Origin of the sequence: Sphingomonas sp. dw_22 (assembly GCF_018449795.1) — a bacterium.
In the GTDB taxonomy this organism is placed as follows: Bacteria; Pseudomonadota; Alphaproteobacteria; order Sphingomonadales; family Sphingomonadaceae; genus Sphingomonas.
The window spans coordinates 32641-53403 of sequence record NZ_JAAVVE010000012.1 but is presented as its reverse complement, the minus strand read 5'-3'; the positions used below and the strand labels follow the sequence as shown (position 1 = coordinate 53403).

Below are 20763 nucleotides of genomic sequence, written 5' to 3'. Positions count from 1 at the left end.
GGGGGCGCGATGCTGGTTCTTGCGTTGGCGATGCATGTGGCATTGGGGAGCGATGATCCGTGTATGCCCATCGGCGGTGGTCCGGCGGAGGGTATGTGCGCAGGGCCGGTGGTGGAGCGGTTCGAAGGTGGGCTTGAAATGGTCGCGCTCCTGCCGGCGGCCGCACCTGGACCAAGTCTGGCCCCGGAAATATCCAGAACGATCGCCGCGCTTCTGGAAAGCCGCCGCGACATGCTGCCCACCTTTCCACCGGAATTGCTGGTGGAAGGGGCGACCGGCGAATTCTGCGCGCGGTTCTCCGACGACTGTCGCAAGGCATCGCCCTTGAAGCCGTGGCCGCTGGGGCGCGAATTCACGCCGGCTCAGCCTTATTTGCTGAAGGATGGCCGTGTCCGCATCGAATGGATGCGAGACGGCAAGCTCGTATATCTATCCTTCATCAAGTTGGATGGCGCGAAAGTGCGGGATATCTCGACTGCTCCGGCGCAAATCCCGGTCAAGCGGACGTCCTGACGGCGCTTGCCTAATCCGCCTTCCGCGCCAGCCAGACCGAACGGCCGCCGGTCGCGAAATCGTCGGGGGTGAAGGCGATTTCCATCAGACCGAGTTCCGCGAACAGCATGCGATATTCGGCGGGGTCGAGGCTGGCATGATAGAGCGGCTCGCCGAACTGGCTGCCGGTCACTTCGCCGCGCGCGGGGCCGGTGTTGAACAGGAACATGCCGCCCGGCGCCAGCCAGCCGGCGACGCGGGCGATCGTCGCGGCCTGATCCTCGGGCTGCAGATGGAACAGGCTGTCCCAGGCGAGCGCGCCCTGGAACGGACCGCCGAGCGGCACCGTGCGCATGTCGCCCCTGAGCCAGCGATGGCGGGCGAAGCGGGTGCTGGCGAGGCCGATCAGGGCTTGGGAGAGATCGACTCCGGTGAGCGCATGGCCGCGATCGATCAGGTAGCGGGCGATCGGCTCGCCGCCGCCGCAGCCGAGATCGAGGACATGGCCGCCCCGGGAAACGCCCAGCAGGAAGCGATCCAGCCACGGCCTTTCGACGAAGCGCTCGCGCCGCGCGGCATCGAAGGCGTGCGCGTTGCGTTCATAATGTGCGGCAATTCGATCGGGCATCGGGGGAACCTCGCCGGGCGCGAGCCGTTGTTTTTTCTAGAACGGAACCGGATGCGACCAAGCGCCGGCTCACTGCCAGGAGATTGAAATCATGGGCGAACTTACCGACAAGATCAAGGGCAACGTCAATGAGGCGCTCGGCAAGCTCAAGCAGAACAGCGACGATCCCGCCACCCGCGACAAGGGCGCCGCCCAGGAGATCAAGGGCAAGGCGCAGCAGGCGATCGGCAAGGTCAAGGGCGCGCTCGGCGACGATATCTGAGGCCGGATTTTCGGCAAGGAAAGGGCCACTCCGGAATGCCGGGGTGGCCCTCTTCATGTTAGCCTTGCGCCATGGTTTCGAAGACGAGCCTGCGCGAGAGCGTGCGTGCCCATCGCTGGGCGGAAGTGGCGGAGGGGCTTGCCGCCCGGCCGGACCTGCTCGGCGTGCGGGACGAGCGCGGGCGGGGCTGGCTGCACCAGGCCTGCATGGCGCCTGCGGCCGATGCGGGTGCCGCCATCCGCACCGCCGATCTGCTGCTCGGGCTGGGATTGGGGCTGAACGATGCTGCCTTCACCGAAGGCGCGTGGAAGGCGACGCCGCTCTGGCATGCCGTTTCGCGGGGACGGAACCTCGCGCTGGTGGAGCATCTGCTGAAGCTCGGCTGTGATCCCGACTATTGTCTGTTCGCCGCGGCGTGGAACGAGGATCGGGCGGCGATCCGCCTGCTGCTCGCGCATGGCGCGGACATCGAGGAGGGCGCCGCGCGTGGCGAGACGCCGCTGCTCGGCGCGATCGCGTGGAGCAAGTTCGGGCCGGCGGAGGAATTGCTGATCGGCGGAGCGAACCCCGATTTCCAGGATCCGAAGGGCCGGACGGCGCTGCACCTGATGCTCAAGAAGGGCAGCGCGGCCGAGCATTTCGCGATGTTCGTGCGGCACGGCGCGCGCGGCGATATCCCCGATGGCGAGGGCCGCACCGCCGCCGAATTGCTCCGGCGGAAGCGCGACCCCGGCTATCATGCCGTCGCGGACAGGCTCGCTCAGGCGTCGACTGTCTCGCGGTAGCGCGGCGCGACATCGCGGTGCGAGAGGTGCGGCGCGAGTGCGACGCGCGCTTGGGTGTAGGTCTCCCACAGCCCTTCGTCGGCGAGCGGGGGGATGGTGACGGTCTCGCCGCGATCGAAGCCGAGCAGCGAGGCGTCGACCAGGTCGTCCACGCCCATCACCATCTCGGGTGGGAAGCTGTCGACATCCTTGCCCGAACGCGCCCAGATCTCGGTGCGCGTGGCGCCGGGGAGGACGGCCTGGACATGGACGCCGTTCTCCGCGAGTTGCTGGGAAAGCGAGAGCGACAGGTTGAGCAGATAGGCCTTGGTGCCGCTATAGACGCCGTCGAACATCTCCGGGACGAGCGCCAGCACCGAGGCGATGTTGATGATCGCGCCCTTGCCGCGTGCCTTGAACGCCTTGCCGGCGGCCGAGGCGAGCAGGGTCGGCGCGGTGATGTTGAGCGTGACGATGCGCTCCAGCGCCGGTGCCTCGTTGTCGAGCAGCCCGCCGTTCAGCGACATGCCGGCATTGTTGACGAGCAGGGTGATCGAGGCGTCGGCGGCGAGCCGCTTCGCGACGCGGTCGAGATCGTCGCCGTCGGTCAGGTCGGCGGGGAGGACTTCGATCGCGCGGCCGGTATCGGCGCGCAGTTTTTCGGCAAGCGTCTCCATGCGGGCGCCGTCGCGGGCGACGAGGATCAGGTCATGGCCGCGGCGGGCCAGGCGATCGGCATAGACCGCGCCGATGCCGGACGAAGCGCCGGTGATCAGGGCAGCGCCAAGGGAAGAATTGGTCATTTTCATGTCTCCATGCGGCCCTGAAGCGAGTCGCTTGCATTTTAATAGTAACTCACTATCATTATGCAATGGACCCGAGAGAAGAAAATTCGACTTGCTGCCCGATCGCCCGCAGCGTGGCGCGGGTGGGCGATGCGTGGAGCATGCTGATCCTGCGCGACGTGAGCCTGGGGCTGACCCGGTTCGATCAGTTGCGCACCAGCCTGAAGATCGCGCCGAACATCCTGACGGCGCGGCTGCGCGCGCTCACCGAGGCGGGGGTGCTGGAGAAGCGCCGCTACAGCGAGCGGCCGCCGCGCGACGAATATGTGCTGACCGCGGCGGGGCGCGATTTCCTGCCGGTGCTTCATGTGCTGGGCGAATGGGGCCGCACGCATCATGGCGAGGGCGGCGTCACCCGGCTGGTCGATCAGGAGACCGGCAAGCTGGTCGAGCCGATGGTGGTCGACCGGCTGACCGGTGTGCCGCTGGCGGGCCGGGCGCTCGGCGTCGTCCAGCCCGACGATCCGCTGGTCAGCGGTTCCGGAGCGCGGAGATCGTGGTTGCTGGAGTGATGAACTCCACATCGGTCTTGAGGTGGAGCAGCTTGACGCCCGGCTGCTCCAGCGCGCGGGCGAGGGCGGGGGCGAATTGCGCGGTGGTCTCCACCGTGTCCGCCCAGCAGCCATAGGCGCGGCCGAGCGCGGCGAAATCGGGGTTCTTGAGCGCGGTGCCCGATAGGCGCGCGGGATATTCGCGCTCCTGGTGCATGCGGATCGTGCCGTAGGTGGAATTGTCGACGACGATGACCAGCATGTCCGCGCCGTGCTGGACGGCGGTGGCGAGTTCCTGGCCGTTCATCAGGAAATCGCCGTCGCCCGCGACCGCCACGACCTTCCGATCGGGCGCGCGGAGCGCTGCGGCGACGGCGGCGGGGACGCCATAGCCCATCGCGCCGGCGGTGGGGGCGAGCTGGCTCGGCTGGGTGCCATAGCGCCAGTAGCGGTGCCACCAGCTCGAGAAATTGCCGGCGCCGTTGCAGATGATCGTGTCCGCCGGCATCGCCTCGCGCATCGCCAGCACGCATTGGCCGAGGTCGAGCGTCACGCCTTCGCGAGGCTTGGGGGTAGACCATTCGAGCCATTCGGCATGGGCTTCGGCGCCGGCAAATACCGGCAGATCGAGCTGCTCCTCGGCTGCAATCGCCACCGCGAACTCGAAGGGTCGCGCGCAGATCGGCAGATCGGCGCGATAGGTACGGTTGAGCTCATTGGGATCGGGGTGGACGTGGATCAGCGTCTGGCCGGGATGATCGGGCGTAACCAGCGTATAGCCGTCCGTGGTCGCCTCGCCGAGCCGGGCGCCGACGACGAGCAGCAGATCGGCTTCCTTGATCCGCTGGACCAGCTTTGGATTAGGGCCATAGCCGAGATTGCCGGCCCAGGCCGGCGAACTGTTGAGGATCGAATCCTGCCGCCGGAATGCGCCGGCGACGGGCAGGCCGATCCGCTCGGCGAATTTGGCGAAGTCCTGACCCGTCTCCGCGTCCCAGCCGGCGCCGCCGACGATCGCGATCGGTCGCTTCGCCGTGCGGAGCTGCGCGAACATCAGGTCGAGGTCATAGGCGTCGGGGGCCTGGAGCGGGGGCACGAGCTCGGGCCGATCCACCGCATCGACCACATCGCACAGCATGTCCTCGGGTAGTGCGATCACCACCGGCCCCGGGCGGCCCGAGGTCGCGACGTGCCAGGCGCGTGCGACATATTCGGGGATGCGGCGGGCGTCCTCGATCCGGGTCGCCCATTTGGCGAGCGGCGCGAACATCGCGGGGAAGTCGACTTCCTGGAAGCCTTCGCGATCGCGCATCCCGCGATCGACATCGCCGATGAACAGCAGCATCGGCTGGGAGTCCTGCATCGCGACATGGACGCCGATCGAAGCGTTGGTTGCCCCCGGCCCGCGAGTCACGAAGGCCACGCCCGGCCTGCCGGTCATCGCCCCGTCCGCGCAAGCCATGAAGCCGACCCCGCCCTCCTGCCGGCACGTCACCAGATCGATCTCCAGCGTGTCGTGCAGCGCGTCGAGCACGGCGAGGAAGCTCTCACCCGGCACATGGAAGATACGGTCGCAGCCCTGCGCGACCAGATTGTCGACGAGGATCCGGCCCCCGGTTCGTTTCGCGGTCATGCGGCCTGTCTAGTTCGGGTGGGAGGCTCGCGTAACCCCCGGCGCCATTCCGATCCTTGGCGGGGGTGTGCCGCCCGGCATTGGGGGCGACGATGGGGTTTTCGGCCGCCCAAAACATCCGCCCCAGGCACGAAAAAGGCCGCGCGGCGAGTGCCGCGCGGCCCTTTCTCGATCGTCGTCGGATCAGAAGCGGACGCCGAGGCCCGCCAGAACCTGGTGACGCTCCACGTCCTGGCTGTAGTTCGAGTAGCGATACTCGACCTTGCCATAGAACTTGCCGAAGCTGCGCTCCAGGCCGGCGCCCAGGCGGAAGCCGTCCAGGTTGTCGGCGACGTGCACGTCGGCGGTCTCGCCGATCACGCGGGCGTTGGTGTAGCCGCCCTTCACGTAGAGCAGCGTGCTCGGCAGGATGACATAGCCCGCGCGGACGCCGGCATAGAAGTCGCGGCCGGCCTTCAGCGTGACGTCGTTCTCGGTCTTCTTGGCGGTCGAGCCGGTGATTTCACCCTCGACGCCGAACACCGCGTTGCCGCGCTGCAGGTCATAGCCCGCCGCACCGCCATAGACGAAGCCCGAGGCGTTCTGATCGGCGCCTTCGACATGGTCCCAGCCGCCGACGATCTCGGCGCGCGGACCCTGGAACGAGCCATCCTGGGCGAGGGCGGGGGTAGCGGCTGCCGTCAGGGCGAGCGCCGCCGTTGCGAGAATTCGCATTGTTTTTCCTACTCTTTTGGACTTTTACTCTAACTTCGGATGGCCATCCGAGCCGCTACGTAAGCACCCGTTTCGCGGGTGCAATATGGCAATTTAATTACAACCTATAATGTGACTTTTTCGCCACAGCGCCACATTGTGTCGAAACCTGAAAGTCGGTTCAGGTTCGCTTGACCGATGCGATGCCGCAGGATTATCGCCGCCACGCAGTCAGGAGAGAATCGGCGCATGGACAAGCTCTACCCCAACGCGGAAGCAGCGCTGGAAGGGCTGCTGTTCGACGGCATGACGCTCTGCGCGGGCGGCTTCGGCCTGTGCGGCATCCCGGAGCGGCTGATCGATGCGATCCAGGCCTCGGGCGTCACCGGGCTCACCATCGCCTCCAACAATGCCGGCATCGATAACGAAGGGCTCGGCAAGCTGCTGCGCAGCCGCCAGGTGAAGAAGATGATCTCCTCCTATGTCGGCGAGAACAAGGAATTCGAGCGGCAATATCTCGCCGGCGAGCTGGAGGTGGAGTTCTGCCCCCAGGGTACCCTGGCCGAGCGCTGCCGCGCGGGCGGGGCGGGCATTCCGGGCTTTTACACCCGGACCGGCGTCGGCACCCAGGTCGCCGAGGGCAAGGAAGTGAAGCTCTTCGACGGCGAGGAATATATCCTCGAGCGCGGCATCCGCAGCGACGTCTCGATCATCAAGGGCTGGAAGGCCGACGAAAGCGGCAACCTCATTTTCCGCAAGACCGCGCGCAATTTCAACCAGCCGATGGCGACCGCGGGCAAGGTCTGCGTGGCCGAGGTGGAGGAAGTGGTGCCGGTGGGCAGCCTCGATCCCGACCAGATCCACTTGCCGGGCATCTATGTGCAGCGGCTGATCGTCGGCGCGCCCTATGACAAGAAGATCGAGTTCCGCACGACGCGGCCGCGCGAGGCGGCATGACCTTGTCCGCCTGCGGGCGCGCGATCGGCGGAATCGTCGCGGCGTCGCTGCTGTCGGGCTGCATCGCGGCGGCGGCGGTACCCGTCGTGGCGGCGGGCGGAGTCGTCAAGTCGCGGCAGGATTCGCAGAAGCGCAAGCAGCGGCGCGCGCCGCAGCCGCAACCTGCCAGGCCGCTGAACGTGCAGGTGCCCGAGGGCAATTGGCAGGTGACCCAGCTCAAGGAACTGCCGGCGCCCACCGGCGCGCCCGGCCAGCCGCCGGTCGCGGCCTTGCCGACCTCCGCGGGCGCGGTGCCGGTGCCGCCGGGGATGCAATATCTCTACGGATCGGGCGAGGCGGCGGCGCTGAGCGTCCAAGCCTATCAGGCGCTCTGGTCCTATGTCCGCAACCGCGCGCTCGATCGCAAGACGGGCGGCAATGTCTGGTCGGTCGTGCTGGCGCCCGAGGGCACGCTGGCGGCACCCAAGTTCACGTCGTGCGAGAAGAAGCCGCTCGCCGTGGTGCTCGACATCGACGAGACGGCTTTGCTCAACCTGGGCTATGAGGCGTCGGACGCCCAGCGCCAGGGCGCCTATGACGAGCAGCGCTGGGAACGCTGGGAGCAGACCGGCGCCGACAGGGTGGCGGCGGTGCCGGGCGCGGTCGACGCGCTCCAGGCGGCGCGGCGCGAGGGCGTGACGGTGATCTTCAATTCCAATCGCCTGGCGGCCAATGCCGCGCAGACCGAGGCCGCGATCGACGGCGCCGGGCTGGGGCCGGCCGAGCATGGCAAGACGCTGTGGCTGCGCGGTGACGACGGCACGACGAGCAGCGCCAAGGATGCGCGGCGCTGGCAGATCGCCGATCGCTACTGCGTGATCGCGCTGGTGGGCGACCAGCTCGGCGATTTCAGCGACCTGTTCAACGCCAAGGAGCTCGGCCCGGCGATGCGGCGCAACGCCGCGACCGAGACGATGGTGGCGCCGCTCTGGGGCGCGGGCTGGTTCATGCTTCCCAACCCCGTTTACGGCAGCGGCCTGAAGGGCAGCTTCGACGAGGTTTTCCCCGCAGACAAACGCTGGAGCGATCCGGCCGAGGAGAAGAGATAATGTCCTGGACCCGCGACGAAATGGCAGCGCGCGCCGCGCGCGAGCTGGAGGACGGCTTCTACGTCAACCTGGGTATCGGCATCCCGACGCTGGTGGCGAACCATATCCCCGAGGGCGTGGAGGTGACGCTCCAGTCCGAGAACGGGATGCTCGGCATCGGGCCGTTTCCCTATGACGACGAGGTCGATCCCGATCTCATCAATGCCGGCAAGCAGACGATCAGCGAGCTGCCCAGCTCGGTCTATTTCAGCTCGGCGGACAGTTTCGCGATGATCCGCGGCGGGCATATCGACCTGACCGTGCTCGGCGCGATGGAGGTCAGCGAGACGGGCGACATCGCCAACTGGATGATCCCCGGCAAGATGATCAAGGGCATGGGCGGCGCGATGGACCTGGTCGCGGGCGTCAAGAAGATCATCGTGGTGATGGAGCATGTCTCCAAGAACGGCGATCCCAAGTTCATCCCCGAATGCACGCTGCCGCTGACCGGCAAGAATGTGGTCGACATGGTCATCACCGATCTGGCGGTGTTCCAGCGCCCGGACCATGGTTCGCCCTTCCGGCTGATCGAGCTGGCGCCGGGCGTGACCGAGGAGGAAGTCGCGGCGAAGACGACGGCGCATTACGAGGTGGCGCTGGCTGCGGCTTAGATTTTGTTCGCGCGACGGCGCGGCGACGCGCCGATTGCAGGTTGCGCTGAAAGCGCTTGCGTCACGCAAACGGCGGTTCCCGCTGAACCGCTTGAATGACGCCAGCCGCTATCGCGGCGGACAACATCGTCGCGTCGCTGCGCCGTCGCGCGAACAAAATCCACCCGCCCAACCACCGCTGTCCGCGTTGACGCTGTTCCGGGCGAGGCGTAGCATCCGGCGATGTTGACCTGGTTTCGTACCCGCTATCTGGACCTGCTGGGTTCGATCTATATCTACAACGAGCATCGGGGGTATACGAGCATCGACCGGGTGCTCGATGCGGTGCGGGCGCGCGCGCCTGACGATCATGCGCTGATCGCCTCGATCGAAAGGCACCGCGCCGACGAGCGCAAGCATTATGTGATGTTCAAGCGCTGGTTCGAGCTCCAGGGCAAGATGCCGCTCAAGGTGGACCGCACCTGCGGCCATATCGACCGTTTCGTCGAGATTATGTTCCGCCGCACGATCGACGATCTCGATACCCGGCGGATCATCGCCGAGGACGACCAGTTCGAGAAATTGTGCCGGGTGATCTCGCTCACCGAGAAGCGCGGCTATCGCCAGGTCGATATCCTGCTCAGGCACCCGCTGGTCCGCCACGACAAGACGCTGGTGAAGATCTTCCAGATCATCGAGAAGGACGAGCCGAGCCATTGGGCGCCCTATGACGGCTGGCTCAAGGCGAACGGCAAGCGCGATCCCAGATGGTGGGAGCATGCGATCGATACCTTCATCCATTCGGAGCTGCTGTTCCTCAAGCTGCCGGCGCTGTTCCTCAACCCCTGGGTCAAGCGCCGCACCGAATGGGCCGATGCGCACGATCCGGCGGAAGTGCTGGCGTCGCCGCTGCCCGTGGCGGCCTGAGATAGCCGAACTTCGGGACGCAAAATTGCGGAGCGGGTTGCACGCGCGCAATATTCGCCTAGATCGCCAGCATGGCGAGCAAACCCCTCACGCTCTATGAGAAGATCTGGGCCGATCACGTGGTCGAGCGCCGCGACGACGGCACCTGCCTGATCTATATCGATCGTCACCTCGTCCATGAGGTGACCAGCCCCCAGGCATTCGCGGGGCTCCGCGCCGCCGGGCGTCCGGTGCGCCGGCCCGACCTCACGCTTGCGGTGCCCGATCACAACCTGCCCACCACCGCGCGCGCGGATGTCGAGGGGCATGCGCTGCCGATCGCCGATCCGGCGAGCGCGGGGCAGCTTTCGGCCCTCCGGACCAATGTCGCCGACTATGGCGTGCCCTATTTCGACGCGCTCGATGTGCGGCAGGGGATCGTCCATGTCGTGGGGCCGGAACAGGGCTTCACCTTGCCGGGCGCCACCCTGGTCTGCGGCGACAGCCACACTTCGGCGCATGGCGCGCTGGGGGCGCTGGCGTTCGGCATCGGCACCAGCGAAGTCGAGCATGTGCTGGCGACGCAGACGCTGCTGCTCGGCCAGTCGAAGACGATGGAGGTCCGCGTCGACGGGACTTTGGGCTTCGCCGTCAGCCCCAAGGACGTCGTACTGGCGATCATCGGCAAGATCGGCGCGGCGGGCGGCACCGGCTATGTCATCGAGTTCACCGGCGAGGTGATCCGGGCGATGTCGCTGGAAGGGCGGCTGACCGTCTCCAACATGTCGATCGAGGGCGGGGCGCGCTCGGGCCTGATCGCGCCGGACGAGACGACTTTCGCATACCTCAAGGGCCGCCCGATGGCGCCCCACGGCGCCGATTGGGACAAGGCCGTCGCCTATTGGAAGACGCTGCCGACCGATACCAATGCTGTCTACGACAAGGTGGTGAAGCTTTCCGCGAGTGACATCGCCCCGTCGCTCACCTGGGGCACCAGCCCCGAGGACGTGGTGCAGATCACCGGCGCGGTGCCCGATCCGGACAGCTTCGCCGATCCCTCGAAGCGCGAGGCGGCCAGGCGCTCGCTCGATTATATGGGGCTTTCCGCCGGCACGGCGATGCAGGACATCGCCATCGAGCATGTCTTCATCGGCTCCTGCACCAACAGCCGGATCGAGGATCTGCGCGCTGCTGCGGCGGTGGTGGAGGGGCGCCATGTCGCGGATCGCATCCGCCAGGCGCTGATCGTTCCGGGCTCCGGACTGGTCAAGCTTCAGGCCGAGGCGGAGGGGCTCGATCGCATCTTCGTGGAGGCTGGCTTCGAATGGCGCGAGCCCGGCTGCTCGATGTGCCTGGCGATGAATCCGGACAAGGTTCCGGCCGGCGAACGTTGTGCTTCCACTTCGAATCGAAATTTCGTAGGAAGACAAGGGCCTGGAGCCCGCACGCATCTCGTTTCGCCGGCAATGGCGGCGGCGGCGGCGGTCACCGGGCGGCTAACCGACGTCAGAGATCTAATGACCGGCGGCGGCCAAAAGGGATGAGAAATGAAACGGGCGCTAGTGGCGTTGATTACCGCGACCGTGCTGAGCGGGCTCGCGGCGGCTTATGCCAGTGCATATCCGCGGGCCGAGGCACCGGCCAAGACCCTTCCTTCGGCCAAGATCCTTGCAAGGACGCGCTGAGCGTCGCGACGATCGGCTGGGGCAGGGCTGGAACGCAGGGCGCGATGCCTTCGCGCCCCGGGGATTCTGTTTCCCGGAAGATCGCACATTTTAGCAGGGGTTCGCGCTGATGGATCCGGTTCGCCAGGTGGAAGGGCGCGCCTATCCGTGGGGCGCCAAGAATATCGATACCGACATCATCATCCCCGCGCACTGGCTGAAGACCACGACGCGCGAGGGGATGGGCAAGGGCGCGTTCGAGACGGTGCGCGCCCAGCCGGGCAATATCTTCGACGACCCCCGCTATACCGGTGCGCCGGTGCTGATCGCGGGCGAGAATTTCGGCTGCGGATCGAGCCGCGAACATGCCGCCTGGGCGCTGGGCGACATGGGCATCAAGGCGGTGATCGCGCCGAGCTTCTCCGACATCTTCTCGGGCAACGCCTTCAAGAACGGCATCGTCACGGTCGTTTTGCCGCAGGAGGCGGTCGATCGGCTGGTGGAGGTCGCGAGGACCGACGAGATCACCGTCGACCTGGAGACGATGACCGTCACCACGCCCTTCCAGGATCGCTTCACCTTCGAGCTCGATCCCTTCCGCCGTGAATGTCTGCTCCAGGGGCTGGACGAGATCGGCCTGACGCTGGCAAGAGATACCGCGATTTCGAAATACGAATCCGCGGTGGCCGATGCGCGCCCGTGGATCGCTGTAGGAGGCGGGCATGAGGGCATTGCTGTCGAAGGCGCCGGGCGGACCTGAAACTCTAAGCGTCGAGGAATTGCCCGATCCCGTGCCGGGCAAGGGCCAAGTATTGGTCGCGGTGAAGGCCTGCGCGATCAACTATCCCGACGTGCTCATCATCGAGGACCGATACCAGTTCAAGCCGCCGCGCCCTTTCGCGCCGGGCGGCGAGATCGCCGGCGTGATCGAGGCGGTGGGCGAGGGTGTGACCGGCTGGGCGCCGGGCGATGCGGTGATCGCGGTGCCGGGCCATGGCGGACTTGCCGAGAAGCTGGTGATCGAGGCGGCGCGGCTGTTCCGCCTGCCCGAGGGGCGCAGCTTCGAGGAGGGCGCGGCGCTGCTGCTGACCTATGCCACGACGATCCACGCGCTGCTTGATCGCGGGCATCTGCGCGAGGGGCAGACCTTGCTGGTGCTGGGCGCGGCGGGCGGCGTGGGGCTGGCGGCGATCGAGCTGGGCAAGGCGTTCGGCGCGACGGTGGTCGCGGCGGTATCGTCCGAGGAGAAGGCCGAGGCGGCGAGGGCGGCGGGCGCGGATCGCACGATCGTCTATCCCCGCGCGCCGTTCGACAAGGACCAGTCCCGGGCGCTGGCCGAGCAGTTCAAGGCCGCTGTCGGCCCGGCGGGCGCGGACGTGATCTACGATCCGGTGGGCGGCGACTATGCCGAGCCGGCGCTGCGCGCGATCGGCTGGGAAGGGCGCTATCTGGTCGTCGGCTTCCCGGCGGGCATCCCGAAGCTGCCGCTCAACCTGACCCTGCTCAAGAGCTGCGACGTGTGCGGCGTGTTCTGGGGCGCCTTCGCGGCGCGCGACCCGAAGGCGAACCAGGCGCATGTCGAGCACCTCTTTCGGCTATGGGACGAGGGGCGGATTGCGCCGCGCGTCACCGAGGTCTTCGCGCTGGCGGACGGCGGCAAGGCGATCGCGAAGATGGCGGCACGGGGTGCTATCGGGAAGCTGGTGGTGCGGGTGGCGGGCTAGGACGATCGAGAATTTTAGTCACGATGGACCCGCCTTCTTTCGTGACCCGGCCGAAGTGCCGGGGGCCACTCTTCCGCGAGCGAGCCCCTCACACCTCTAGCGGCTCTCCCAGCCTCCCAGCTCACCGCGCCTCGGTACGCGAATCAGGCGAGTACGTTTGCGTTCATGCCGGTGGGGGCCGCGCCGGGCTTCGCGCCCTTGGTCCATTGTTTCACCGTGTCTTCGATCTCTTTCTGGATCGAGGCCTGCTCGCTGGCCGGCAATTGCTCGAAAGCCTCTTTCGTCAAATTATGCTTCTTCAGGATCGAATCCTGGATGCGTTCGATCGGTGACTTCTTCGCTTCCGCAAGAAACGCCTCGCTGGCATCGTCGAGCTTCGGGGCGCTTGCCTGCCGTGACGCGGGCTGCCGCGTGCCTGCCATGAGGCCGCCCAGAGCCATTGAATTACCGCTGTTCAAGGTCATGAATGCACTCGTTGCTGCCTGACTAGCCTATATATAGCAGGGTGCGGCCGGCTTCTGGCGGGGCGAGGCGTTTATGTTGCTCCGGTGTGGTCTTCGATCGGCCGTTGCCACGCGCCGTCACCCCTCCTATCTCGGCGGAAACGTAATCAAGGGGCTTTTCATGACCACATTCGACGATCGCGAGCGGGCGTTCGAGGCGCAATATGCGCGTGACGAGGATATGGCGTTCCGCGTGATCGCGCGGCGCAACCGGCTGCTCGGCCAATGGGCGGCGGCGAAGATGGGCCTGACCCCGGAAGAGACCGATGCCTATGCCAAGGCAGTGGTCCGGGCCGATTTCGAGGAAGCGGGCGACGAGGACGTGATCCGCAAGCTCCTGGGCGACCTGCTCGCCGCCGGCATCGAGATCGACGACGCCACCGTGCGCCGCGCGATCAGCGAGCAGACCGTCGAGGCCCGCCGCCAGTTGATGGAATCCAAGTAATGCCGATGGCCGCCGCCGATATCGAGGCGCTGATCCGCGCGGGCATTCCCGATGCCCATATCGAGATCACCGATCTCGCCGGTGACGGCGACCACTATGCAGCGCGGGTCGTCGCCCCCATGTTCCGGGGGATGCCGCGCGTGCGGCAGCATCAGGCAGTATATGCGGCCCTCGGTGGGCGCATGGGCGGCGTGCTCCACGCGCTCCAGCTCACCACCGAAGCGCCCATCGAGGAGTGAGCCCAAGTGACCGACGAAGTGCAGGACCGTATCCAGGGTCTGGTCGATTCGAATGACGTGCTGCTGTTCATGAAGGGCAGCCCGCTATTTCCGCAATGCGGCTTTTCGAGCCGCGCGATCGCGATCCTCAACCATCTTGGCGTCGCGTTCGAGAGCGTCGACGTGCTCCAGGACCAGGGCGTCCGCCAGGGCATCAAGGCCTTCTCGGACTGGCCGACCATCCCCCAGCTCTATGTGAAGGGCGAATTCGTCGGCGGATCGGACATCATGATGGAGATGTACGAGAGCGGCGAACTGGCGCAGTTGCTGGCCGACAAGGGCGTGGTGGCTTCGGCCTGATATTTTGGTCCGACCCTCAAGTCGTAATCCCCGCGCAGGCGGGGATCCAGGGTAACGAAGCAAATCCCTTGGGACTCTGGATCCTCGCCTGCGCGGGGATGACGCGTGGTGGGGAGCGGCGGCTTCCGCATATTCTGATCTGGGGAAAACCCGGTGCGGGCGGGCCGATGCGAGACCGGTTGGAGCATCGACCCGCCCTATGAAGCGTAGAAACGCTCGGGTGCCTGATACTTTGCAGGCGGCGTGCCAGTTCCGCCGAGTGGCGGTTTTCCGCGGGGCTTCGTGGTTAGCGGGAATTAACCAGGCCCCGTACCTGTAAGCGTATCCGACAGTTTTCCGGCTATTCCGCTGGCTGGCCTGTAAACGCCTCCAGCACATTGGCGGTGATACGCGACACCACGGCATGGGCCGATGCGTCGCGATCGGTGAGGACGCGCACCCAATCGGTCGTTCCGCTGTTGAAGACCAGGCCGGCTTTGGGGCCGGAGCCGCTTTCGGCGCCATGGATGCCCATCGCCCCGGCGCCGCCCATATCCCACCCGTCCAGCCGCACGGTATCGGCGAGGACGTGGAAGCCGTTGGGAACGCTCGGCACGCCATCGACCTCATAGCCGATCAGCCGGTCTTCGGTGCCGAAACTCTGCCCATCCGCCAGCCCGCAGCCGGCGAACGCCCAGTGCCCCGCGTCGCGCACGGTGAAGCCGATCGGATCGCGGGCGGTGTTGGTCCAGCCTGCGCCCGGCTCCCAATCGCCCCATCTGCCGCCGCCGAAGCCGTAGCTCAGCCCCAGCAGGTCGGATTCGTTGTGATCGGGCCATTGGTCGGCGAGCTTGTTGACCACCTTCATATGCTCCGCTGTGCCGGGCGCGCCGAAATCGACCGGCCGGAAGCAGGTATTGCCGCTGAACACCGCGAGGTTGCCGCCGCCCGCCAGGAAGCGCGCGACCGCGCCGCGCATGGCGGCGCTCCAATATTCGTGGTGCCCGACGCTCAGCATGCACTTGTAGGCGCCGAGATCGAGTTGCCCTGAATGCAGGTCCATGTCGGTGTAGAAATCGCAGGCGGTGCCCCAGGCGGCCAGCCAGCGGATGAACCTGGCGTCCCAATGGGTGAATTGCTGGCGCGGCGAGGTCAGGTCATAGGGATCGGGCGGCTCGCCCTGCTGCGCGCCCAGGCCGCCGCCCGGACGCAACAGGCTCACCTTCCATTGCGGTGTCGTCTTGTGGATCAGGTCGTCGTAGAAACAGCCGCCGCCGGTCGAGTTGTACGCCTGATAGGTGGCGATCGGGATGACATAGGCGATCGCTGCGCCCGCCTCGCGCGGGCGGCAGACGACCAGCGCCATATTGTCGCTATCGGGCGGGGATCCGTGGATCGGCGCGCCGGCCTTGCAGCGCTCGCCGAGCGGCGTCGTCGGCTGGCCGTCGGCATCGACTTCATAGGCGATGACGGCATAGGCGCCGCTGGGAATCGAAGAGGTGTCCGGCACCAGCGTGATCCTGGGCCAGGACCAGTCCTGGTCGTAGCCGGTCGGCGCGCTGCTCTCGCCCGAGACGAACACGAAGCCGTTCTCGTGCTCGCCATAGGTGACGTTCTCGGTCGCGACCGGCGAGACTTTGCCGAACTTTTCCAGCCGCTCGCCGCCGCCCTGGGCGTAGAGCGCCACCGCGAAGCTCGAACTGGGCTGGACGCCGATGGTGAAGGGCTGGCCGGAGACGAAGCTGGCGTCGATCGCATAGACTTGCATGGGCTCCCTCCTATCACGCGGCTGCGCGGATTGAAGAGGCGAATGCCGTCGCGGAATCCGTGCGGCCCGGCGCTGGACGGGGCTTCCTGAAACGCGTCGTTCAGCCATCGTTCACGCTATTGACTACAGACGTAATCGAGGTGATTACACACGTAGTCAGAGAGGGATGACATGGCCGAACGGATCAGCGATGCAGAGCATGCCGTGATGGAGGTGCTCTGGGAAGAGTCCCCGCTCACCGCGCAGGAAGTCGCCGAGCGGGTTCCCGCCGAGCGCGACTGGAGCGCCAATACGGTCAAGACCCTGCTCGGGCGGCTGCTCGCCAAGTCGATCATCGCGCATCAGGAAGAGGGGCGGCGCTACCTCTATCGCCCGCTCGTCCAGCGGGCCGACTATGTCGCCGGCGAATCGCGCAAGCTGATGGACCGGCTGTTCGGCGGACGCCTGACGCCGCTGGTCGCGCATCTCGCCGAGCGCGACGAGATCACCGACCAGGACATCGCCGAGATCGAAGCCCTGCTGAAGGATCTCAAGCAATGAGCTGGGCGATCGAGACCTTCGTCGCCACCACGCTGCTGATGCTGCTGGTGCTGGCGATCCGCGGCCCGGTGCGCAAGGCGTTCGGGGCGCACATGGCCTATGCGCTGTGGCTGCTGCCGGTGCTGCGCCTGCTACTGCCGCCGCTGCCGGGCAACTGGCAGCTCAGCGGGCTGATCGCGCCGCTCACCCGCGAGGCGACCGAGGCGCCCGCCGTGGCGATGGGCGTTCTCAACGCGGACGCGCTGCCGCCCGGAATCGACAAGTCAGTGCTGACGCAGGTCGATTTCGAAGTCGCCGGCCATCATGCGGCGGCGGCGCTGGTGCCGCCGATGCAGGTGGCGCACGGTCCGAGCGTGGCGCTGCTGCTGCTCGGCCTGTGGGCGCTGGGTGCGCTGGCCTTCCTCGCCTATCACCTGATCGCGCACAGCCGCTATTGCCGCACGCTGCTCAACCGCGCGCGGGTCGATAGGACGGTGGCGCAGGGCAGGGTGCGCGTGATCGAGACCGATGCCGCGCATGGTCCGCTCGCCTTCGGCATCTTCCGCAAATATGTCGCCTTCCCGCGCGACTTTTCCGAGCGCTACGACGAACTCGAGCGCGATCTGGCGCTAGCGCACGAGCTTGGCCACCATGTCCGCGGCGATCTGATCGCGAACTGGGTCGCGCTCGTCGTGCTCGCTATCCACTGGTTCAATCCGATCGCCTGGAGGGCCTTCCGCGCCTTCCGCGCCGATCAGGAAATGGCCTGCGACGCCCTGGTGCTCGCCGGCCGCGCCCAGGCACTGCGCCATGCCTATGGCCGTGCGATCGTCAAGTCCGCGCATGGGGGTGCGGTCTCGGCGGCATGTCACTTGCACACGATCAACGAAGTCAAAGGGAGGCTACGCATGCTTTCGAAGACACGGAAACTATCCCCCACCCGCATCGCCACGGGACTGGTCGGCGTGAGCGCTCTTTCGCTGGCGGCGCTGGGGCTCACCGCCTCGGGCACCCAGGCGGCCGAGCGCATCAAGAACAAGGTCGAGACGAGCATCGGCCTGCAGGAAGTGCCCGCCCCGCCGGCACCGCCCGCGCCCGTCGCGCCGGGCGCCGCGCCCGAGCTTCCCGAGGCGCCGGAAGCCCCGGCGGCCCTGCACAAGGGCGAGCGGCACGTCTATCGCTATGTCCGCGAGGACAAGAAGGACGGCAAGCAGGTCAAGAAGATCGTCATCGTCCGCGGCGACGGCGACCGGGAAGAAGTCGAGATGCCGGACCTGGCCGAGATCGAGGCCTCGATCCCCGAGGTCCGCGACGGCAAGTGCGGCAAGGGCAAGCCCACGGTCGAGCATCGTAACGAGGGCAGGAAGCAGGTCATGATTATCTGCTCCGATCGGATCGCGATGATAACCGCCGATGCCACCCGGACGGCGATGGAAGGCAAGCGCATCGGCATGGATGCCGCCGCGGTGGCGATCCGCCATGCGCGCATCTCCATCGAGCATGAGGGCAATATCTCCGAGGCCGAGCGTGCCAGGGCGCTGGCGGGCCTCGACAAGGCCATGGCCGAGATCCAGGCGGACAAGGACAAGGATTGACGAGAGGGGAAGGGTGTCCTGCGGCCCCGCAGGCACCCTTCATGGCGGGGCCGGCTGAACTCCTTCGCAGTCGGCCCCGTCTTCCAGATCCTCTCCCAGCTTGCTGGGGGAGGATTTGCGAATCCCCCGCGCCCTTGTGCAACGGTCCGCCAGCCGCCATCTGCAGGGACATGAACGACGCCCCTACCGGCATCGCGATCGCGGTCGATCCGCTGGTCACGCGCGTGCTGGCGCCGAATCCGTCGCCCTTCACCTATACCGGCACGCAGACCTATCTGGTCGGCACGACCGATCTGGCGGTGATCGATCCCGGCCCCGACGATCCCGATCATATCGCGGCGCTGCTCGCGGCGATCGCCGGCCGTCCGGTGACTGCGATCCTCTGCACCCACACTCACCGCGACCACAGCCCCGCCGCACCCGCGATCCAGGCCGCAACCGGCGCGCCGATCGTCGGCTGCGCGCCCTTGTCGCTGGACGATGCCGGGCCTCGCGCCGATGCGGCGTTCGACACCGGCTATGCGCCCGATCGCGTGCTCGGCGACGGCGAGACCGTATCGGGCGAGGGCTGGACGCTGGAGGCGGTGGCGACGCCGGGGCATACCTCCAACCATCTCTGCTTCGCGCTGCCCGAAAGCGGCGTGCTGTTCACCGGCGATCATGTGATGGGCTGGTCGACCACCGTCGTCGCGCCGCCGGACGGCGACATGGCGGCCTATATGGCGAGCCTCGACAGGCTGATGGCGCGCAAAGACGATCGTATCTATTTCCCTGCCCATGGCGAGCCGATCGAGCGGCCGCACCGCTTCGTGCGCGGGCTGATCGGCCACCGCAAGCAGCGCGAGGGGCAGATATTGCGGCTGCTGAAGCAGGATATCGGCTCGGTCCCCGCGATGGTCGAGCGCATGTATGTCGGCCTCGATCCGCGCCTCACCGGGGCGGCGGGGCGATCGGTTCTGGCGCATCTGATCGATCTCGGCGCACGCGGGCTGGCCGTCCGACAGGGCGAAGACTGGAAGGCCGCCGCATGAAGCAGGGCAATGGCTGCCTGAAGCTGCTCGCGGCGCTGATCGCCTTCGCGCTGGTGCTGGGCGCGGGCGTCTGGTTGGCGGGCGATTATCTCAAGAGCCGCTTCCTCGCGCCCGATCCGGTGACGGTCGCCTCGGCCAGCCTCCAGGGCCTGCGCGAGCAGAACCGGCTTTCGACCTTCGCGGCGCGCTATGTCGCGGTGGTGACGTCGAAACAGTCTCGGATGGGGCTGAGCGCGCAGAAGACGCTCATCATGCCCGGTGCGGTCCGCTACGAGGTGGACCTCGCCAAATTGCGCCAGCAGGATCTGCAATGGGACGCGGCGAACAAGCGGCTGACCGTCACGCTGCCGCCGGTCGAAGTGGTCGGCCCCGATATCGATATGGGCGCCATCCGCGAATATGATTCGGGCGGACTGCTGATGCGCTTCACCGATGTCGAGGGGCAGCTCGACGATGCCAATCGCAAGGCCGGCCAGACCGAGCTGATCCGCCAGGCGCGAGAGGCGGCGCCGATGCGCCTGGCCCGCGACGCGACCCGCCGTGCGGTAGAGCACAGCTTCGCGCTGCCGCTCAAGGCGGCCGGGCTCGACGCCGATATCGCGGTGCGCTTCGCCGACGAACCGCGCGGCCCGGGCGAGCGCTGGGACGAATCGCGCCGCCCCGAGGATGTCATCGCCAACAAATGGTGAGCCGTTGAGTGCCGGGCCGCGCTAGGCTATATCTGCGCGCCTGTGCAGATGGGGGCTGCCGATGGCGACGCTTGCAGAACCGGTTCGGGTGCCTGCGCGGGACGATACCCGCTTCTTCCTGACGATGGCGATCGTCATGGCGCTGACGATCGCAGCCGGCTTCTCGCTCCAACTCGCAATGGGGCGATCGAGCTTCGGCGCGCCGATCCATGTCCATGTCCACGCGCTGGTCTTTTTCGGCTGGACGATGCTGTACGTGGCGCAGAACGCGCTGGCGGCATCCGGATCGATTGCGCTGCACCGGCGGCTCGGCTGGCTGGGCGCGGCGTGGATGACCGTGATGCTGGTGGTCGGCATCTATACGACGGTCCTGATGGTCCAGCGCGGCGCGGCGCCCTTCTTCTTCCAGCCGGCCTATTTCCTGGTGATGAACTCCTTGTCGGTGCTTGCCTTTTTCGGGCTCGGCGTCGCCGCGATCCTGCTCCGGCGCCGGACTGACTGGCATCGGCGGCTCCACTATTGCGGCATGTCGGTGCTCACCGGACCCGCCTTCGGTCGGCTGCTGCCGATGCCGCTGCTGATCCCCTGGGCCGGATGGGTCGTGTTCGCCGCGACGCTCATCTTTCCGCTGATCGGCATCGCCGCAGACCGGCGCCGCACCGGATCGGTGCATCCGGCCTGGTGGTGGGGGCTGGGGGCGATGGTCGCGATGCAACTCGCCATCGTCCTGATCGGCGAGAGCAGCCTGGGCGTGGCGCTGTACGACCTGGCCGTCGCCGGGACGCCGGGCGCCGCGCTGGCGCCGCTCGCCTATCCGCCTTTTCCGCCGCTCCCTTGATCCCTGCCGCCGCCGGGGCCATGTGCCGGGCGACCAACGGGA

General features: G+C 67.1%; 26 protein-coding genes. 20 read left to right on the top strand and 6 right to left on the bottom strand.

Annotated elements, in window-relative coordinates; genetic code table 11:
- The first annotated feature begins 9 nt into the window (after window positions 1-9).
- Entirely contained in the window at window positions 10-513 is a 504-nt protein-coding gene (locus HB724_RS07945; RefSeq protein ID WP_213980381.1) for a hypothetical protein, read from the top strand.
- 10 nt (window positions 514-523) lie between these two features.
- Here the strand turns inward: HB724_RS07945 and HB724_RS07940 are convergent, their stop codons facing one another.
- Complete coding sequence (locus HB724_RS07940) at window positions 524-1120, bottom strand: class I SAM-dependent methyltransferase (RefSeq protein ID WP_213980380.1); 597 nt, start codon at window positions 1118-1120, stop codon at window positions 524-526.
- Between the two features lie 91 nt (window positions 1121-1211).
- Between HB724_RS07940 and HB724_RS07935 the strand changes: the two genes are divergently transcribed.
- Together HB724_RS07935 and HB724_RS07930 are read left to right on the top strand one after the other, a co-directional pair.
- A complete protein-coding gene (locus HB724_RS07935) occupies window positions 1212-1382 on the top strand; it encodes a CsbD family protein (protein WP_213980379.1) in 171 nt (56 codons plus the stop codon).
- Between the two features lie 71 nt (window positions 1383-1453).
- The gene (locus HB724_RS07930; RefSeq protein ID WP_213980378.1) at window positions 1454-2167 is read left to right on the top strand and encodes an ankyrin repeat domain-containing protein; all 714 of its coding nucleotides are present in this window, start codon (window positions 1454-1456) and stop codon (window positions 2165-2167) included.
- Here HB724_RS07930 and HB724_RS07925 read toward each other — a convergent pair.
- The gene (locus HB724_RS07925; protein ID WP_213980377.1) at window positions 2143-2949 is read right to left on the bottom strand and encodes an SDR family oxidoreductase; all 807 of its coding nucleotides are present in this window, start codon (window positions 2947-2949) and stop codon (window positions 2143-2145) included. The two genes, HB724_RS07930 and HB724_RS07925, sit on opposite strands and share 25 nt — an antisense overlap.
- 68 nt (window positions 2950-3017) lie before the next feature.
- Between HB724_RS07925 and HB724_RS07920 the strand changes: the two genes are divergently transcribed.
- Window positions 3018-3503: a helix-turn-helix domain-containing protein gene (locus tag HB724_RS07920; RefSeq protein WP_213980376.1), complete on the top strand. Its 486-nt coding sequence runs from the start codon at window positions 3018-3020 to the stop codon at window positions 3501-3503.
- Here HB724_RS07920 and HB724_RS07915 read toward each other — a convergent pair.
- Complete coding sequence (locus tag HB724_RS07915) at window positions 3463-5115, bottom strand: thiamine pyrophosphate-binding protein (RefSeq protein WP_213980375.1); 1653 nt, start codon at window positions 5113-5115, stop codon at window positions 3463-3465. The two genes, HB724_RS07920 and HB724_RS07915, sit on opposite strands and share 41 nt — an antisense overlap.
- 183 nt (window positions 5116-5298) lie before the next feature.
- Window positions 5299-5829 carry a porin family protein gene (locus HB724_RS07910; RefSeq protein ID WP_213980374.1) on the bottom strand — a complete coding sequence of 177 codons (531 nt, stop codon included), beginning with the start codon at window positions 5827-5829 and terminating at the stop codon, window positions 5299-5301.
- A gap of 228 nt (window positions 5830-6057) precedes the next feature.
- Between HB724_RS07910 and HB724_RS07905 the strand changes: the two genes are divergently transcribed.
- The 8 genes from HB724_RS07905 (at window position 6058) to HB724_RS07870 (ending at window position 12776) form a co-directional block, all read left to right on the top strand.
- A complete protein-coding gene (locus HB724_RS07905; protein WP_213980373.1) occupies window positions 6058-6765 on the top strand; it encodes a CoA transferase subunit A in 708 nt (235 codons plus the stop codon).
- Window positions 6762-7853, top strand: a complete 1092-nt coding sequence (locus HB724_RS07900; protein ID WP_213980372.1) for an HAD family acid phosphatase — start codon at window positions 6762-6764, stop codon at window positions 7851-7853. Before HB724_RS07905 ends, HB724_RS07900 begins: the two co-directional genes overlap by 4 nt.
- Complete coding sequence (locus HB724_RS07895; RefSeq protein ID WP_213980371.1) at window positions 7853-8503, top strand: CoA transferase subunit B; 651 nt, start codon at window positions 7853-7855, stop codon at window positions 8501-8503. The genes HB724_RS07900 and HB724_RS07895 overlap by 1 nt, the downstream gene beginning before the upstream one ends.
- A 222-nt stretch (window positions 8504-8725) precedes the next feature.
- Window positions 8726-9409 carry a ferritin-like domain-containing protein gene (locus tag HB724_RS07890; protein ID WP_213980370.1) on the top strand — a complete coding sequence of 228 codons (684 nt, stop codon included), beginning with the start codon at window positions 8726-8728 and terminating at the stop codon, window positions 9407-9409.
- 71 nt (window positions 9410-9480) lie between these two features.
- The gene (gene leuC / locus HB724_RS07885) at window positions 9481-10932 is read left to right on the top strand and encodes a 3-isopropylmalate dehydratase large subunit (RefSeq protein ID WP_213980369.1); all 1452 of its coding nucleotides are present in this window, start codon (window positions 9481-9483) and stop codon (window positions 10930-10932) included.
- A 3-nt stretch (window positions 10933-10935) separates the two neighbouring features.
- Window positions 10936-11073, top strand: coding sequence for a hypothetical protein (locus tag HB724_RS07880; RefSeq protein WP_213980368.1), 138 nt, complete (start codon window positions 10936-10938; stop codon window positions 11071-11073).
- A gap of 109 nt (window positions 11074-11182) precedes the next feature.
- Window positions 11183-11812 (top strand): 3-isopropylmalate dehydratase small subunit, encoded by a 630-nt coding sequence (leuD, locus tag HB724_RS07875; protein WP_213980367.1) that lies wholly within the window; start codon window positions 11183-11185, stop codon window positions 11810-11812.
- Window positions 11775-12776: an NADPH:quinone oxidoreductase family protein gene (locus HB724_RS07870; protein ID WP_213980366.1), complete on the top strand. Its 1002-nt coding sequence runs from the start codon at window positions 11775-11777 to the stop codon at window positions 12774-12776. The genes leuD and HB724_RS07870 overlap by 38 nt, the downstream gene beginning before the upstream one ends.
- Window positions 12777-12919: 143 nt before the next feature.
- On the opposite strand, the gene HB724_RS07865 is transcribed toward HB724_RS07870, so the two are convergent.
- Complete coding sequence (locus HB724_RS07865) at window positions 12920-13240, bottom strand: hypothetical protein (protein WP_213980365.1); 321 nt, start codon at window positions 13238-13240, stop codon at window positions 12920-12922.
- A 160-nt stretch (window positions 13241-13400) separates the two neighbouring features.
- On the opposite strand from HB724_RS07865, the gene HB724_RS07860 reads away from it, so the two are divergent.
- Genes HB724_RS07860 through grxD form a run of 3 tightly spaced genes read left to right on the top strand, consistent with a single transcriptional unit; the run spans window position 13401 to window position 14302 of the window.
- Window positions 13401-13724: a DUF1476 domain-containing protein gene (locus HB724_RS07860; protein ID WP_213980364.1), complete on the top strand. Its 324-nt coding sequence runs from the start codon at window positions 13401-13403 to the stop codon at window positions 13722-13724.
- Window positions 13724-13963: a BolA family transcriptional regulator gene (locus HB724_RS07855; protein WP_213980363.1), complete on the top strand. Its 240-nt coding sequence runs from the start codon at window positions 13724-13726 to the stop codon at window positions 13961-13963. Before HB724_RS07860 ends, HB724_RS07855 begins: the two co-directional genes overlap by 1 nt.
- A gap of 6 nt (window positions 13964-13969) precedes the next feature.
- Window positions 13970-14302, top strand: a complete 333-nt coding sequence (gene grxD / locus HB724_RS07850; RefSeq protein WP_213980362.1) for a Grx4 family monothiol glutaredoxin — start codon at window positions 13970-13972, stop codon at window positions 14300-14302.
- 340 nt (window positions 14303-14642) lie between these two features.
- Here grxD and HB724_RS07845 read toward each other — a convergent pair whose 3' ends face one another.
- Window positions 14643-16049: a N,N-dimethylformamidase beta subunit family domain-containing protein gene (locus tag HB724_RS07845; protein ID WP_213980361.1), complete on the bottom strand. Its 1407-nt coding sequence runs from the start codon at window positions 16047-16049 to the stop codon at window positions 14643-14645.
- A gap of 171 nt (window positions 16050-16220) precedes the next feature.
- Here HB724_RS07845 and HB724_RS07840 point away from each other — a divergent pair, with 171 nt between their 5' ends.
- The 5 genes from HB724_RS07840 to HB724_RS07820 all read left to right on the top strand — a co-directional run bounded on the left by HB724_RS07840 (window position 16221) and on the right by HB724_RS07820 (window position 20721).
- On the top strand, window positions 16221-16589 hold the full coding sequence (locus HB724_RS07840) for a BlaI/MecI/CopY family transcriptional regulator (protein WP_213980360.1): 369 nt from the start codon (window positions 16221-16223) through the stop codon (window positions 16587-16589).
- Window positions 16586-18163 (top strand): M56 family metallopeptidase, encoded by a 1578-nt coding sequence (locus tag HB724_RS07835; RefSeq protein WP_213980359.1) that lies wholly within the window; start codon window positions 16586-16588, stop codon window positions 18161-18163. Before HB724_RS07840 ends, HB724_RS07835 begins: the two co-directional genes overlap by 4 nt.
- A gap of 170 nt (window positions 18164-18333) precedes the next feature.
- Entirely contained in the window at window positions 18334-19194 is an 861-nt protein-coding gene (locus tag HB724_RS07830; protein WP_213980358.1) for an MBL fold metallo-hydrolase, read from the top strand.
- Window positions 19191-19883 carry a DUF4230 domain-containing protein gene (locus HB724_RS07825; RefSeq protein WP_213980357.1) on the top strand — a complete coding sequence of 231 codons (693 nt, stop codon included), beginning with the start codon at window positions 19191-19193 and terminating at the stop codon, window positions 19881-19883. The genes HB724_RS07830 and HB724_RS07825 overlap by 4 nt, the downstream gene beginning before the upstream one ends.
- A gap of 61 nt (window positions 19884-19944) precedes the next feature.
- Entirely contained in the window at window positions 19945-20721 is a 777-nt protein-coding gene (locus HB724_RS07820; RefSeq protein WP_256731381.1) for a hypothetical protein, read from the top strand.
- The last annotated feature ends 42 nt before the right edge of the window (window positions 20722-20763 follow it).